The 15,301-nt window shown below is 69.0% G+C and carries 13 protein-coding genes; 5 read left to right on the forward strand and 8 right to left on the reverse strand.

Translation table 11 applies throughout. The annotated features are described in order from the left end of the window. Nucleotides 1–26: 26 nt before the first annotated feature. Together K340_RS37365 and K340_RS32960 are read left to right on the forward strand one after the other, a co-directional pair. Nucleotides 27–1,286, forward strand: coding sequence for a hypothetical protein (locus K340_RS37365; RefSeq protein WP_154674464.1), 1,260 nt, complete (start codon nucleotides 27–29; stop codon nucleotides 1,284–1,286). Next, nucleotides 1,283–3,421 (forward strand): RHS repeat-associated core domain-containing protein, encoded by a 2,139-nt coding sequence (locus K340_RS32960; RefSeq protein ID WP_029138565.1) that lies wholly within the window; start codon nucleotides 1,283–1,285, stop codon nucleotides 3,419–3,421. The genes K340_RS37365 and K340_RS32960 overlap by 4 nt, the downstream gene beginning before the upstream one ends. Before the next feature lie 31 nt (nucleotides 3,422–3,452). Here K340_RS32960 and K340_RS35470 read toward each other — a convergent pair whose 3' ends face one another. Continuing rightward, the gene (locus K340_RS35470) at nucleotides 3,453–3,989 is read right to left on the reverse strand and encodes a phosphoribosyltransferase family protein (RefSeq protein ID WP_211229626.1); all 537 of its coding nucleotides are present in this window, start codon (nucleotides 3,987–3,989) and stop codon (nucleotides 3,453–3,455) included. Between the two features lie 217 nt (nucleotides 3,990–4,206). Next, nucleotides 4,207–5,541, reverse strand: coding sequence for a TIGR01777 family oxidoreductase (locus K340_RS0124060; RefSeq protein ID WP_029138566.1), 1,335 nt, complete (start codon nucleotides 5,539–5,541; stop codon nucleotides 4,207–4,209). Nucleotides 5,542–5,664: 123 nt separating this feature from the next. Between K340_RS0124060 and K340_RS32965 the strand changes: the two genes are divergently transcribed. Beyond that, nucleotides 5,665–6,507 carry an alpha/beta fold hydrolase gene (locus K340_RS32965; RefSeq protein ID WP_037366603.1) on the forward strand — a complete coding sequence of 281 codons (843 nt, stop codon included), beginning with the start codon at nucleotides 5,665–5,667 and terminating at the stop codon, nucleotides 6,505–6,507. Here the strand turns inward: K340_RS32965 and K340_RS32970 are convergent. Then, nucleotides 6,451–8,730: an MMPL family transporter gene (locus tag K340_RS32970; RefSeq protein ID WP_245599710.1), complete on the reverse strand. Its 2,280-nt coding sequence runs from the start codon at nucleotides 8,728–8,730 to the stop codon at nucleotides 6,451–6,453. The two genes, K340_RS32965 and K340_RS32970, sit on opposite strands and share 57 nt — an antisense overlap. Nucleotides 8,731–8,761: 31 nt before the next feature. Further along, a complete protein-coding gene (locus tag K340_RS0124075) occupies nucleotides 8,762–9,028 on the reverse strand; it encodes a hypothetical protein (RefSeq protein ID WP_029138567.1) in 267 nt (88 codons plus the stop codon). 239 nt (nucleotides 9,029–9,267) lie between these two features. On the opposite strand from K340_RS0124075, the gene K340_RS36475 reads away from it, so the two are divergent. Next, on the forward strand, nucleotides 9,268–9,540 hold the full coding sequence (locus K340_RS36475) for a hypothetical protein (RefSeq protein WP_037366604.1): 273 nt from the start codon (nucleotides 9,268–9,270) through the stop codon (nucleotides 9,538–9,540). Nucleotides 9,541–9,564: 24 nt separating this feature from the next. Here the strand turns inward: K340_RS36475 and K340_RS0124085 are convergent, their stop codons facing one another. From K340_RS0124085 to K340_RS0124095, 3 genes are all read right to left on the reverse strand, one after another. Then, the gene (locus K340_RS0124085) at nucleotides 9,565–10,251 is read right to left on the reverse strand and encodes a TrmH family RNA methyltransferase (protein WP_029138568.1); all 687 of its coding nucleotides are present in this window, start codon (nucleotides 10,249–10,251) and stop codon (nucleotides 9,565–9,567) included. Between the two features lie 7 nt (nucleotides 10,252–10,258). Continuing rightward, nucleotides 10,259–10,765: an orotate phosphoribosyltransferase gene (gene pyrE / locus K340_RS32980; RefSeq protein WP_051267634.1), complete on the reverse strand. Its 507-nt coding sequence runs from the start codon at nucleotides 10,763–10,765 to the stop codon at nucleotides 10,259–10,261. Between the two features lie 143 nt (nucleotides 10,766–10,908). Further along, nucleotides 10,909–11,685, reverse strand: a complete 777-nt coding sequence (locus K340_RS0124095; RefSeq protein WP_029138569.1) for an SDR family NAD(P)-dependent oxidoreductase — start codon at nucleotides 11,683–11,685, stop codon at nucleotides 10,909–10,911. A gap of 127 nt (nucleotides 11,686–11,812) precedes the next feature. Between K340_RS0124095 and aqpZ the strand changes: the two genes are divergently transcribed. Then, entirely contained in the window at nucleotides 11,813–12,577 is a 765-nt protein-coding gene (gene aqpZ / locus K340_RS0124100; RefSeq protein ID WP_029138570.1) for an aquaporin Z, read from the forward strand. Here the strand turns inward: aqpZ and clpB are convergent. Beyond that, nucleotides 12,517–15,171: an ATP-dependent chaperone ClpB gene (gene clpB / locus K340_RS32985; protein ID WP_051267494.1), complete on the reverse strand. Its 2,655-nt coding sequence runs from the start codon at nucleotides 15,169–15,171 to the stop codon at nucleotides 12,517–12,519. The two genes, aqpZ and clpB, sit on opposite strands and share 61 nt — an antisense overlap. Nucleotides 15,172–15,301: the final 130 nt, after the last annotated feature.

A 15,301-nucleotide genomic window follows, 5' to 3' on the forward strand; every position in this document is an offset into this window, starting at 1 on the left:
TGACCCAGATCACTTACACAGACAACTTGACAAGCTCTCAGGCCACCGGCACCGCCGGCAGCTACCCCGCGGCGTTCGCCGGTGTCGGGGACGCCGCCGCAGACGGCGACACCGTCGCGATGCCCACAGCCACCACCATCAGATCAACGGATCTGGATGGCACCACGACAACCTGGACCAAGACCGGTGGGGTCTGGAAGGTCACGTCGGTGGCCCAGACCGGTTCCGCCTCAGCCGCCACCTACACCTATGACAGCGCCGGGCTACCCGCCACCATGGTCGGATCGGTACCGGCGGGGCTGTCCTGCGCGACTCCGGCGACCACCCCGGGGTGCCGGTCGTTGACGTTCTCCTACACCACCGTCACCGTCGCCGGAGTCGCGCGGACCCGCCTCGCCGGGGTCAACCTGGTTGCGGCCGACCCGGCCACCCAGGTCATGTCATCCACACCGGTCGCCGCCTACACCTACGATGCTGCCGGCCGGTTATCGGCGGCGTGGGACCCGCGGATCACCCCGAACCTGAAAACCACCTACACCTACACCGCGCAGGGCCGCCTTCAGACGCTGACCCCACCCGGGCTCGCCACCTGGTCCTTCGGCTACGACCCGTCCGGCCGGTTGTCGACGGTGTCGCGTCCGGACCCGTCCGGCACGACCGCAACCTCCACCGTGGTCTACGACGTGCCCGTCACCGGCGCCACCGCGCCGGTCGAGTTGGGTGCCACCGCGGCCGCATCGTGGGGGCAGAGCGACAGCCTGCCCGCGACCGGCACCGCCGTCTTCGGACCCAACCACACCCCCACCGCAACGATCGCGACAAGCGTGACCGCGGCGGACTGGCCATGGGCCGGGATCGACTACCTGGACGTGAACGGCCGCACCGTCAACACCGCCGCCTACGGCGCCGACGCCTGGCAATACGACGCCACCCGCTACGACCAGACCGGCAACATCGTGTGGTCGCTCACCCCGGCGAATCGCGCCCAAGCCCTCGCCCCTACCGCCGACACCGCACCGTCAGTCGCCGGCACGGCAGGATCCACAGACCGGGCCGCCCTGCTCGCCTCGACCACCAACTACGACCCGCTGCAGCCGGCGAACCCGATCGAAACATTCGGGCCGACCCACCCCGTCCAGCTAGAAGATGGGAGCACGGTCGATGCTCGCACCCACACCGTCACGGTCTACGACGAGGGCGCCCCGACCGCCGACACCCGTACAACCTGCCCACCACCACGACCAGTGCCGCGCAAACGGCCGACGGTGACGACCATGGCTCGGTGACGACCAGGCTCGGATACGAGCCGATCGTCCCCGGCGACTCCTCAGGATGGACGCTGCGGCAGGCCACCACCTCGACCGTGCAAATGAACGACACGCCGTCCAGCGATGATCTGACCACCACCACCCGCTACGACACCGCCGGCCGGGTCATCGCCCAGTCCCTCCCGGGCTCCACCGGCACGGACGCCCGCACCCGCGTCACCTCCTACTACACGGCGACTGGCACCGGCACCTGTGTGAACCCGGCCAACGCCGGTCTGCCCTGCCGGGTCGGGCCGGCCGCCCAACCAGCCGCCGGGAACCCGCTGCCGACCACCAGCTACAGCTACAACCAACTCGGCCAACCCCTGACGGCGACCGAAACCTCGGGTAGCACCACCCGCACAACCACCAGCAGCTACGACACCGCCGGCCGGGTCACCGGCACCGCGATCGCCACCACCGGACTGACCGGATCCACCCCGGTACCGGCCAGCACCATCACCTACGCAACGTCCACCGGGCTGCCCACCACCACGACATCCGGTGGCCAGACCCTGACGACCGGCTACGACACCCTCGGCCAAGTCGTTAGTTACACCGATGCGACCGGGAACACCGCCACCACCAGCTACGACACCTCCGGCCGGATCACCTCTGCGAACGACGGCAAAGCCACCACCACCTACACCTACGACACGTCCAGCGAACACCGCGGCCTGGTCACCACCCAGGACCCCGGCACCCCCGGCGGCGGCCTGTTCACCGTCGCCTACGACGCCGACGGCCGACCGCGCGGAACCACCTACCCCAACGGGACGGTCCGCAACCAGCGGTACGACAACACCGGCCAACCCGCGTACCTGGACTGGGGCGCCGCATCCGACTATGCCTTCACCCAGACCTACGACACCGCCGGGCGGACCGCCCATTCTCACAGCACCGCCGGTGGGGACCAGCGCTACGGCTACGACAACGCAGGCCGCCTCACCCAAGTCGCCGACACCCAACCCGGTGCCGGCGGCAGCACCGCCGCCTGCACCACCCGCCGCTACACGTTCAGCAAGACATCGAACCGCACCCAGCTCGCCGCCTACCCCGACGCCGCCGGCGGCACCAGCAGCACCGGGTCGTGCAGCACGAACACCACACCCGCATCAACCACCGGCACATTCGATGACGCGGACCGAATCACCACCACGGGCTACAGCTACGACAACCTCGGACGCACCCTCACCATCCCCGCAACTGACGCCGTCGGGTCCGGCGCCAGCACAGGCGTCACCGGGAACCTCACCGTCGGCTACTACGACAACGACATGGCCGCAACCCTCGACCAAGGCGGGCACACCCGCAGCTACACCCTCGACCCCAACCAGGACCGCATCCTGGCCGTCGATGACGGCACCACCCAACACCTGAACACCTACACCGATCCCAGCGATAGCCCCTCCTGGACAACAACCCAACCCCTCGCCGCGCCTGCCCGAATTCCCACCAACACTTCCTGGGAACGACACCTCGCAGGACCCGACGGCGCACTCGCCGGCACCCAAACCAGCGACGGCACCACCACCTGGAACATCACCGACTCCCAGGGCAACATCATCGCCACGACCCCCGCCGGGGGCACCACCCCCACAGCAGGCACCACCTGGACCGAATACGGCACCCCCCGCGACCCCGCCAGAGCCGGCACCTACGGCTGGCTCGGCACCCACCAACGATCCACCGACACCCTCGCCGGCCTCACCCTCATGGGCGTCCGCCTCTACAACCCCACCACCGGCAGATTCCTCACTGTGGATCCGATCTACGGCGGCAACACCAACCCGTACGTGTATCCCACTGACCCCATCAACAACTCTGACCTCGACGGCCACCGGAGCCGCAGATCCAATCCTGTCCAGCCGTGCTATTGCGCTGGGATAGGTTGGGGCTGGATCAGTCGTTCCAGAGTAAAGTCTGTCTGGGATCTATTTCGCAGCCCCTCATATGCCGAACATAAGAAGAATGCGAGACCTTCCACGGGGGATAAGCACGACAAAAGCAAGGCCCGGGCGAAGCAAGCCAAGGGGGGCGAAAAGGGCGACGCTAGACGACGGGGCAATCCGAACAAGAAAAATGGTCGGCTAGGTGGTCTCGGATATGCGTAGCGACCGGCGATGCGGGAATCGCTCGGGCAGCTCACAGCTCGCGGCTATTGAAAATGCTGCGTACTCCAAGATCTCGACGTCGCCCGCCATTTTCCAGGGCGTCGATTAGGACTGCTGCGCCGAGCCATTCGGCTCCGGACCGTTCGACTCCCGATTTGATCGCAAGTAGCTGACCTCCGGTGTCGATGATGTCGTCGACGGCAAGCACCCGATCTCCGGAGGAGATTCGACCTCGACGCCAGCCAATGCTCAGGTGCCGGTCTCGGTAGTCTGGCGGCGTTGTAGTTGACAACCATCGGTCGGAAGTCATCGACGTCCCGACCTCCTTGGTTGCGCCGACGAACCGGGCTCGGAATTCGAGCGCTACAAGCGGACCAAGCATGTAGCCGCTCGCGGCAGGGGCAATGATTGCAGTGGGATTAGCGACGTCGCGGAACAGGCTTGCGAGCATCCTGCCCACACCCGCTATGATGCTCGGGTCATCCCACCAGTTGTCCATGTTCGCGAAGCTGTACTTGATTCCTCGGTCGGTCAGCCACTCGAAGCTTCGCTTCATGCGGTCGCGCACATACCTAGACTCATCCATATTGCTATATTAGTCGAACTCATATTTGGCGGGAACCCCGATCGGCGCAGTGATCGTCGCTGTACTAGTCGCTGTTCGACTCTCGGTGAACCGCCCTCGGTCGTTCGCCTCTCTCATACGGATTGCGACTCTCGGTGGAGGGCAACACTGTCGGCCTGCTCGTACGCGTCGGTGCTGACGTGAGACCGGTGCCCAGGTGTCAGCCGGCGGGATGGACCACCTGGCCCATCAGGTGCCGCAGTGCGTCCGCCAGATCCGGATGTCGGAAGGTGTGCCCGGCAGCCGTCAGCCGAGCGGGCCGCACCAGCTGGGATGCCTCGACGATCTCGGCCGCCCCCTCGGCACCGAGCAGGAGTTTCGGCCCGAAAGACGGCACCGGAACCACTGCCGGCCGGCGTAGCACATGCCCGAAGACCTTGGCGAAGTCCCTGCTCTGCACCGGGTTCGGCGCCACCGCGTTCACCGGGCCGATGAGCGACGGATCGGTGAGCGCCCGCAGGTAGACGTCCAGCAGGTCGTCGATGCCGATCCAGCTGAGCCACTCGTCGCCGGATCCGAGGCGACCGCCGACACCGAGCGAGAACAGCGGACGCATCGGCCGCAGGTAACCCCCACGGGGCGTCAACACCAATCCGGTGCGCACCTGGACCGCGCGGGTAGCCGAGCCGGACACACCGGCGACGGCGTCGGCCTCCCAGCCGGCCACCACCCCGGCCAGGAAGTCCGTGCCGGGCGCCGACCGCTCGTCGAGGGGTTCGTCAGCCCGGTCGGCGCCGTAGATCCCGATCGCCGACGCGCTGACGAACGTGCCCGCCCCGGCCGCCGCGGCCAGCTCGGCCAACCGCCGGGTCGGCCCGATCCGGGAATCCCGGATCGCCCGCTTGTGCGCCTCGGTGAACCGGCCGGCGATGCTCGCCCCGGCCAGGTGCACCACCGCGTCGACTCCGTCGAGCAGGTCGGCGGCAGGCGCCGCCGGATCCCAGGTCCGCTCGTTGGTGCCCGCCACCGGGCGCCGGACCAGCCGGATCACCCGATGCCCGCCGGTGCTCAGCAGCGCACCCAACTGGGTGCCGATCAGCCCGGACGCCCCGGTGACGGCGATCGTCAGCGGCGTCCTGCTGTGCGCGGCGTGCGCCGCGAGATCGCCGGCGAGCTGACGTTCCCGATAGGAGAAGGTGCTGCGCAGCAGCGCCGCCGGCACCCCGCTCGTCACCCGGTCGGTGATCAGCGTGTGCTCACCGTGTGGCTCCACCAGGTGCTCGTGCCGCCACGGGTTGACCACCCGCAGCGGGAACGAGGTGAGCTCGTCGACGAACCTGCTGCCCTCGACGTACTCGGCGGCCAGGTGCTGCGAAGTCCAGGGCGCACCGGCGATCCGCAGCTCGGCGGCGCCGTCCCGCAGCGACTGCGCCTCGCGGACGACCGTCATCGGTTGCCAGGGCGGGATCAGCCGGTGAATCGCACCCGGCCGGGCCAACCAGCGCCACACCTCGCCGGCCGATGCGTCGAGCTCCGCGGTGTATTCGATGCCCATCGCGCCAGGCTATGGCACTGCTCCGCTATGCGGAGCAACGCCGAAGGTGGCCGCCGCCCGATGAGTTGCCGGGGCCGGCGTGGTCTGATTCGCCACCAGACACCGAGCGCAAGGAGCACTACCGTGACCAGCACCCGATGGACCAGCACGACCAGCGGCACCGGCGAACTCGTCGAGGCCAATGGCGTCAACCTCTACGTCGAGACCCATGGCACCGGCGACCCGTTGATCCTGCTGCACGGCGGGCTCGGCTCCGGGGAGATGTTCGGCCCGATCCTGCCGGCCGTCGCCGATCATCATCGGGTGATCCTGGTCGACCTGCAGGGTCACGGCCGGACCGCGGACATCGACCGTCCGCTGGACGTCACCCTGATGGCCGACGACATCGCCGCGCTCATCGACCGACTCGAGCTGGACCGGCCCGACGTGATGGGCTTCTCGCTGGGTGGCGGCGTCGCACTGCAGGTGGCGATCAAGTACCCGGAAAAGATTCGCCGGCTGGTCGCCGTCTCCACCTTCGCCCGCTCCGACGCGGTGGACCCGGCGATCCGCGCGCAACAGGGCCAGGTCAACGCCGCCGCGGCCGAGTTCATGAAGGACACGCCGATGTACGAGCTGTACCAGCGGGTGGCGCCGCGACCGGAGGACTTCCCTCGGCTGCTGGACAAGATCGGCGCGTCGATGGCGGTCGAATTCGACTTCACCGAGGGCATCCGCGGGTTGCAGGTGCCGACGCTGCTCGTCGCCGGCGACGCCGACATGGCCCCACCGAGCCACTTCGTCGAGCTGTTCGCGCTACTCGACGGTGGTCTCCGGGACGGCGGCTGGATGGGCGAGGGCCGGCCGGCCGGCGGACACGCGCTGGCCATCCTGCCCGGGCTGACGCACTACAACATCGTCGATTCACCGCTACTGGCCGCGGTCGCCCTCGACTTCCTCGACGCGCCGGTGAGCGCCGCGACCTGACCCTGCAGACGACTCCGCTGCCGGCGACCCCGCCGCCGCCGACCCCGCTGCCGACACATCGTTCCGCCACAGCCTGCTCGGCCACCAGATCCAGCGGCCCAGATCGACCGACAGCGACGACACCAGCAGGCTGCGCACCACCAGGGTGTCCAGCAGCACGCCGAAACCGACGATGAACGCGATCTGGGCCAGGAACAGGATCGGGATCACCCCGAGCGCGGCGAACGTCGCGGCCAGCACCACACCCGCGCTGGTGATCACCCCACCGGTGGTCACCAGCGCGTGCAGCACTCCGACCCTGGCGCCGAACCGCTTCGACTCCTCCCGAGCGCGGGACATCAGGAAGATCGAGTAATCGACCCCGAGCGCCACCAGGAAGACGAACCCGAACAACGGCACCGCCGGATCCGCGCCGGGGAAGTCGAAGACGTGGTTGAAGACCAGCGCGGACACCCCGAGCGCGCTGCCGAACGACAGCACCGTCGCGAGAACCAGGACCAGCGGCGCGATCAGCGACCGCAACAACAACATCAGCACCAGCAGCACGGCCAACAGGATCGTCGGGATGATCACCCGCAGGTCGCGGTCGGAGGTGTCCTGGGTGTCCAACTGCAGCGCGGTCTGCCCGCCGACCAGCACGGTGCCGCCCAACCCGAGATCGGCCACCGCCGCCCGCACCGCCCGCACCGTGTCCTTGGCCGCGTCGGTGTCGGCGCCCGCCTGCAGCGTCGCCTCCAACAGCACCCGGCCGTCAACCGTCATCGCCGGCCCCTGCGGGCCGCCGGTCTCGGTGAAGGGCAGCGGCGGACCGGCGATCCCCGGCACCGCGGCAACGGCGGCGGCCACCCGGTCCGCGTCGCCCTGGGCGACCACCAGTTGCACCGGATTGCCGGTGCCGCCGGAGAAATGCTCCTCCAGCACCTGCTGGCCGACCACCGAGTCCGGGTTGCCGAGGAACACCTCGGACTGTTGGGTTCCGGAGGCCCGAAAGCTCGGCAGGAACGCGCACAACGCCAGCAGCACCACCGCGGTGACGGACCAGATCCGGCGGGGATGACGGTCGATCACCGCCGCCAACCGGCGCCACCCGCGGTGCCGCTCACCCGACTGGTCAGCACCCGGCGCCGTCGAAGTGGTGTCCAGGCGCGGGATCCGGGGCCAGAACATCCACCGGCCGGTCATCAGCACGGCGGGCAAGAAGGTCAACGATGCGAGCAGCGCCCCGCCGATGCCGATCGCGCCGATCGGCCCGAGCCCGCGGTTCGAGTTCAGGTCGGACAGCAGCAGGCACAGCAGCCCGATGATCACCGTGCCGGCGCTGGCCACGATCGGCTCGACGCAGGCCCGCCAGGCCGTCCTCATCGCCGCCACCGGGCCGGCGGTGCGGTTGAGCTCCTCCCGGTAACGCGCGGTCAGCAGCAGGCCGTAGTCGGTGGCGGCGCCGATCACCAGGATGAACAGGATCCCCTGGCTCTGGCCGTTCAGCGTGACCGTGCCGGAGTCGGCCAGCAGGTAGACCACCCAGCCGGCCAGGGCCAGGCCGCACAACGAAGACAGCAGCACCAGCAACGGCAGGGCCAGCGCCCGGTAGACGATCAGCAGGATCAGTAGCACCACACCGACCGCGACCAGCAGCAACAACCCGTCGATGCCGCTGAATGCCGCCCCCAGATCCGAGATCAGGCCGGCCGGTCCGGTCACGTGGGCGGTCCCGCCCGCCGCCGCCGCGGTGGCGGCCTGCCGCAGCGCGGCCACCACCTCGTCCAGCGGCGGCTGCCCGTCGGCGCCGGCGGTGCTCACCTTCGCCTCGTCCAGCGGCAGCACCACCAGCGCGGCCCGGCCGTCCGCCGACGGGACCGCGGCGGTCCCGGACGGCCCAACGGCCCCGGCGGCCAGATAGTCGCCGATGGTGGTTCCGTCGGCGACCGGGATCCGGGCCACCCCGGCGGCGAACGCATTCCAGGACTCCTGTTGGGCCGGACTCGCCGTGCCGGCGCCGGCCGTGGTGAAGACCACGAAGGCGGGCAACGACTTCACCGGTTCGAAGGCGGCCGCAGCTTCCGCGGCCCGCACCGATTCGGCGCTGGCCGGCAGGAACGAGGTCGAATCGTTGGACTGCACCGAAGCGAGCTCGCCGATCTTCTGCCCGCCGACGCCGGCCACCGCCAGCCAGCCGCCGATCACCGCGACCAGCAGCACCGCACGCACGACGCTGCGCCGCACCGGGCGCGCGGCGGATCGAGCCTGCCGCTTATCAGGAATTGCTGCACCAGCTGTCCGGCAGGCTCACGTCGATGCCGAAGAACGACGGCTGCGCCGAGCACACGTCACCCTTGACCTCGTTGGCGTAGTCGACCACCTTGCCGCGCTGCTGCCACACGAAGAAGACCACCACCGCCGCCAGCACCAGCGAGATGACCTTCCCGATGATTTTCTTGATGATGATGGCGCAGAGCACGCCGATCACCACGAAGGCGACGATCACCCAGGTAGCCACGGTTTTGACGGTGTCCAGATCCACCCGGTCACCGTACCGGCGACCAGCGGGCGCACGGCCCTGATTCGACCCTGAACGGACCCTGAACGGGCCGGAACATCCGGATGGCACGTCACCAACCGTCGCCGACGCGGGCCGGCCGACGTCGCTGCTGACCGGCCGTCGGCCGGCACCGCCCCGTTCGTCGAGCGGGACCCGTTCGCCGCGAGTAGCGTCGATCGTAGGTGCCTGGCCTGGGCATTTGGGACGATCTGGAGGTTGTGATGGGACTCGGAGACATGATCGACAAGGCCAAGGACGCCCTCGGTATGGGCGACGACAAGGCTGCGGATGCTGCGGCCGGCGCCGAGGCTGGCACCACGGCGGCAGCCGACACCGCTGCCGACCAGGGGGGTGGACTGGTCGACAAGGCCAAGGAGTTTCTCACCGACGACAAGATCGACAGCGCGGCAGAAGCCATCAAGGACAAGACCCCCGACCAGGTCGACTCGGTCGTCGACAACGTCGCGGACAAGGCGAAGGACTGGAACGGCTGATCTGCGGATTCGGTCGGCGGCCGCTCAGCCGTCGACCGAATGCGGATCCGCATACTGGCGGATCCAGGCGTGCATGGCGATGCCGGCAGCCACGCCGGCATTGATCGAGCGGGTCGAACCGAACTGGGCGATCGAGACCGTGGCGGCTGCCGCCCGCTGCGCCGCCGGAGACAGCCCGTCGGACTCGGACCCGAAGAGCAGCAAACAGTTCCGTGGCAGCTCGGCCGTCTCCAGGGGCACCGATCCGTCGATGTTGTCGACGCCGACGATCACCAACTGGCGGTGCCGGGCGAACTCTGCCAGCGAGTCGATCGTGTCGTGGTGGTGCAGGTGCTGGTACCGGTCGGTGACCATGGCGCCCCGGCGATTCCAACGGCGCCGGCCGATGATGTGCACGGCCGCCACCGCGAACGCGTTGGCGGTGCGCACGATGGTGCCGATGTTGTAGTCGTAGCCCAGGTTCTCGATGCCGACGTGCAGCGGATGCCTCCGCAGATCCAGGTCGGCGACGATCGCCTCCCGCCGCCAGTAGCGATAGCGGTCGACCACGTTGCGCCGATCGCCGTCGGCCAGCAGCTCCGGGTCGTAGCGCGGATCGGCCGGCGGCGGCCCGTCATGTTCGGCCGCCCACGGTCCGACCCCGACCGGCGCCCCGTGCACCCACTCGGTCGGGCCGGGTTCCACCGGCGCCGGGGGTTTCGGTTCGTCCACGGCCGGCTCAGGCCAGCCCGAGGTCCGCCAGCTCCAGCAGGTAGCGGTATTGCAGACCCCTTGCCCTGATCGCCTCGGCCGCGCCGGTGGCCCGGTCGATCACCGTTGCCACCCCGACCACCTCGGCGCCCGCCTCCTGCAGCGCATCGACGGCGGTGAGCACCGAACCGCCGGTGGTCGAGGTGTCCTCCACCGCCAGCACCCGCCGGCCGGCCACCTCCGGGCCCTCGATCCGCTTGCCCATCCCGTGTGCCTTCGCCTCTTTGCGGACGACGAAGGCGTCGATCGGCCGGCCGGGCGCATGCATCACCGCCATCGCCACCGGGTCGGCACCCAGGGTCAGCCCGCCGATCGCCTCGTAGTCCCAGTCGGCGGTCAACTGACGCATCAAGGTGCCGATCAGCGGGGCCGCGGCATGGTGCAGCATCGGCAGCCGCCCGTCGACGTAGTAGTCGGCCTCCAGCCCGGACGACAGCACCACCCGGCCGTGCACCACGGCAAGCTCGGCGACCAGGGCCGCGAGTTGCGCCTTGGCGGCCGCGTCCGGCTGCGGTGGCTGCCCGGGGGCGGACGGGCCGCCGACGACATCGGCGGCGGCGCGGTGGCTCTGCTGCTGGTTGGTCACAGGCTCAAGCCTATGCCGTCGGCTCGACCCGGTCAGGTCCGAGGATCGCGATCGACCCTGTTGGCCAACGCGCGCACCAGCGACCGAGGGGCGAGCTTGGCTGCGGCCGCGATGGTCCGGTACAGCGAGCCCGGAATGGACAGCGGCCGGTTGGCCCGCAGGTCGGCCAGCGAGGTGGCGACCAGTTCGTCGGCGTCGACGTACATCCAGTTCTTCTTGGTGCTCATGTCGATCCCGGCCCGCTGGTGGAATTCGGTCCGGACGAAACCGGGGCACAGCGCCTGGACCCGGACGCCGGACCCCTTGCAGGCCACCGCGAGCCCCTCGCTGAAGGCGATCACCCAGGCCTTGGACGCCGAGTAGGTCGAACCGCGGCCGGGCAGCATCCCGGCGATCGAGGCGACGTTGATGACGCCCCCGCGGCGGCGCTGCGTCATCCCGGGCAGCGCGGCGTGCGTCAGCAGCAGTACCGCGGTGACGTTGAGCTCCAGCTGGTCGATGATCTCCTCGCGAGTGGTCTGCAGGAACCCCTTTCCGACCGCCTTGCCGGCGTTGTTCACCAGCAGATCGACCGGCGACGCGCTGTCCCGCAGGCGATCGGCCACCTGGTCCAGCTCGGCGGGCCGGGTGAGATCCGCCGGGATCACTTCGACATCAGGCGCACCACGGGTGATCAACAACGCCCGTTGCTGCCCCAACCGCTCGGCGTCCCTGGCGACCAGCACCAGGTGATATCCGTCGGCGGCCAGCCGGCGGCCGAAGGCCGCACCGATCCCAGAGGTGGCGCCGGTGACGAGTGCGGTGGGCATGAACAAAAACTACCCGCTGGTAGCGGGTGTCGCCGCCGCGCGCGTACTTCGTTGACGCGTTACCGTTTTGCCAGGTTCGAAGTTCGCAACGACAAGATTGCTGTCCGACGACGCGGAGGTCACCCGAATGAACTCGCCCACCACCGCCCAGCGGCTGGCCGCCGAAGCCCTCGGCACCTTCGTGCTGGTCTTCGGCGGCTGCGGCGCCGCCGTGCTGGCCGCCAACTTCCCCGGGGGTGACGACAAGACCAACCCCCTCGGCATCGGTTTCCTCGGCGTGGCACTGGCTTTCGGCCTCACCGTGTTGGTGATGGCCTACGCGGTCGGCCACATCTCCGGCGGTCATTTCAATCCGGCGGTGACGCTGGGCGCCGCCGCCGCCGGCCGGCTGCCATGGAAGGACACCATCGGCTACATCATCACCCAGGTGGTGGCGGCGATCGCCGCCGCCGGGGTGTTGTACGCGATCGCCTCCGGACGCGATGGGTTCAACACCGACGGGCCGAACGCGTTCGCCACCAACGGCTTCGGCGACAACTCCCCCGGCGGCTACCCGCTACTGTCGGCGCTACTGGTCGAGGTGGTGCTGACCGCGATCTTCCTGTTCGTCATCCTGGGCACCACCGACAGTCGAGCCCCGAAGGGCTTCGCGCCGCTGGCTATCGGCCTGTCGCTGACGCTGATCCATCTGGTCGCCATCCCGGTGACGAACACCTCGGTGAACCCGGCGCGGTCGATCGGTCCCGCCGTGTTCGTCGGCGGGACCAGCCTCGCTCAGATCTGGCTGTTCATCCTGGCGCCGATCGCCGGCGCACTGATCGCCGGGTTCACCTACCGAGCGCTGCTCGGCGAAGGCCCGGTGAACTCGTTCGAGGCAGCCGACACGATCTGACGGGCCGGGACGACCGTCAGCGAATCGGTCGCCTCGTTCACGTCCACCAGCACGGTGTCGCCGTCGGTGATCTCGCCGGCCAGCAACGCCTTCGCCAACCGGTCACCGATCGCGGACTGGATCAGCCGGCGCAGCGGCCTGGCTCCGTACAGCGGGTCGAACCCACCGAGCGCCAGCCATTCCCGGGCGCCGTCGGTCACCTCCAGGGTGAGCCGGCGACCGGCCAGCCGCCGGTCAAGCGCCTTGATCTGGATGTCGACGATCGAACCCAGCTCGTCCACCCCGAGCGAATGGAAGAACACGACGTCGTCCAGCCGGTTCAGGAACTCCGGCTTGAATGCGCTGCGTACCACCGTCATCACCGCGTCCTTGCGCTGCTCCTCGGTCAACGCCTGATCGGTGAGGGCGATCGATCCCAGGTTGCTGGTGAGGATCAGCAAGGTATTGCGGAAGTCGACGGTGCGGCCCTGACCGTCGGTCAGCCGACCGTCGTCGAGCACCTGCAGCAGGATGTCGAAGGCGTCGGGATGCGCCTTCTCCACCTCGTCCAGCAGAATCACGCTGTAGGGCCGGCGGCGGACCGCCTCGGTGAGCTGCCCGCCCTCCTCGTATCCGACGTAGCCGGGAGGGGCACCGACCAGCCGGGCCACCGAGTGCTTCTCGCCGTACTCGCTCATGTCGATCCGGACCATCGCCCGCGGATCGTCGAACATGAAGTCGGCCAATGCCTTTGCCAGCTCCGTCTTGCCGACGCCGGTCGGTCCGAGGAACAGGAACGAGCCGATCGGCCGATCCGGGTCGGCAATGCCGGCCCGCGAGCGCCGCACCGCGTCCGAAACCGCGGTCACCGCCTCCCGCTGTCCGACCACCCGCTTGCCGAGCTCCTCCTCCATCCGCAGCAGCTTCGCGGTCTCGCCCTCCATCATCCGACCGGCCGGAATCCCGGTCCAGGCGGAGACAACAGTGGCGATGTCGTCGGGCGTGACCTCCTCGCTGACCATCGGCGCCTCGGCGGTCAGCTTCTGCTCGACCTTGGACGCCTCGGTCAGTTCCCTTTCGGCGGCAGGAATCTCGCCGTACAGCAGTTCTGACGCACGGCCCAGATCACCGTCCCGCTGGGCCCGCTCGGCCTGCGACCGCAGCTCGTCGAGCTTCTTCTTGAGCTCGCCGACCCGGTTCAGCCCGGACTTCTCCTGTTCCCAGCGCGCGGTCATCGCCGCCAGCTGTTCAGACTTGTCGGCCAGGTCGCTCTTGAGCCGGCGCAGCCGGTCAACCGACGCGGCGTCGGATTCCTTGGCCAGCGCGAGCTCTTCCATCTTCAGTCGGTCGACGGCCCGGCTCAGTTCGTCCACCTCGACCGGCTTGGAGTCGATCTCCATCCGCAGCCTGGACGCCGCCTCGTCGACCAGGTCGATCGCCTTGTCCGGCAGGAACCGGTTGGTGATGTACCGATCCGACAGGGTGGCGGCGGCCACCAGGGCCGAGTCGGCGATTCGCACGCCGTGGTGGGCCTCGTAGCGCTCCTTGATGCCGCGCAGGATCGCGACGGTGTCCTCCACCGAGGGCTCGCCGACGTAGACCTGTTGGAACCGCCGCTCCAGCGCTGGATCCTTCTCGATGTGTTCGCGGTACTCGTCAAGGGTGGTCGCACCGACCATCCGCAGTTCGCCGCGGGCCAGCATCGGCTTGAGCATGTTGCTGGCGTCCATCGCGCCCTCGCCGGTGGCGCCGGCGCCGACCACCGTGTGCAGCTCGTCGATGAAGGTGACGACCTGGCCGTCGGAGTTCTTGATCTCCTCCAACACGGCCTTCAGCCGTTCCTCGAACTCGCCGCGGTATTTCGCCCCGGCCACCATGGCACCCAGGTCGAGCGCGATCAACCGCTTACCGCGCAACGACTCCGGCACGTCGCCGTCAACGATCCGCTGGGCCAGACCCTCCACGACGGCGGTCTTGCCGACGCCGGGTTCACCGATCAGCACCGGGTTGTTCTTGGTGCGTCGGGACAACACCTGGACCACTCGCCGGATCTCCGAGTCCCGGCCGATCACCGGATCGATCTTGCCGTCCCGTGCCCGATCGGTCAGGTCGACGCCGTACTTCTCCAGCGCCTGGTAGCTGCCCTCGGGGTCGGGTGTCGTCACCTTGCGATCGCCGCCGCGGACCACCGGGAACGCCTCGACCAGCGCATCGGACGAGGCACCGTGGGTGATCAGCAGATCCCCGACATCGGTCCCCTTGCGGGCCAGTGCGGCCAGCAGGTGCTCGGTCGAGATGTATTCGTCGCCACTGCTGCCCATGATCTGCTCGGCCCCGGTCAGCACGTTGGCCAGCTCCCGGCTGACCTGCGGCTGCGCAATGGTCGATCCCTGCACCGACGGCAGCCGGGACAGGATCGTCTTCAGCTGGTTGGACACGGCGATCGGGTCGGCACCGACCGCCCGCAGCAGGCCCGGCGCGGTCGATCCTTCGGTGGACAACAGGCCGAGCAGCAAATGCGCGGGCTCGACGGTCGCGTTTCCGGCGCTGGTGGCGGCCTGGATGGCGGCCGCCAGCGCCTCGCGGCTGCGGGTGGTCAATCGCTCGGTGTTCATAGTGCTCAGTGTTCCCCAATGTTGGTCCGTGTTGCCGAACGGAGCCCGCGGAATCGCGGCTCCACTCTGTACAACGCCACAGAGTTGAGTCTGTTCCACTCAACTCTGTGGCACCGGTGCCGGCCAACGC

The organism is Nakamurella lactea DSM 19367, assembly GCF_000426645.1.
GTDB lineage: Bacteria > Actinomycetota > Actinomycetes > Mycobacteriales > Nakamurellaceae > Nakamurella > Nakamurella lactea.

Bases quoted from the DNA above. Each gene is read 5' to 3' on its own strand.
- K340_RS0124060 (WP_029138566.1), bottom strand. From the start codon at position 5,541: ATGGGCATCGAATACACCGCGGAGCTCGACGCATCGGCCGGCGAGGTG.
- K340_RS36475 (WP_037366604.1), top strand. From the start codon at position 9,268: ATGGGACTCGGAGACATGATCGACAAGGCCAAGGACGCCCTCGGTATG.
- K340_RS0124095 (WP_029138569.1), bottom strand. From the start codon at position 11,685: ATGCCCACCGCACTCGTCACCGGCGCCACCTCTGGGATCGGTGCGGCC.
- aqpZ (WP_029138570.1), top strand. From the start codon at position 11,813: ATGAACTCGCCCACCACCGCCCAGCGGCTGGCCGCCGAAGCCCTCGGC.
- clpB (WP_051267494.1), bottom strand. From the start codon at position 15,171: ATGAACACCGAGCGATTGACCACCCGCAGCCGCGAGGCGCTGGCGGCC.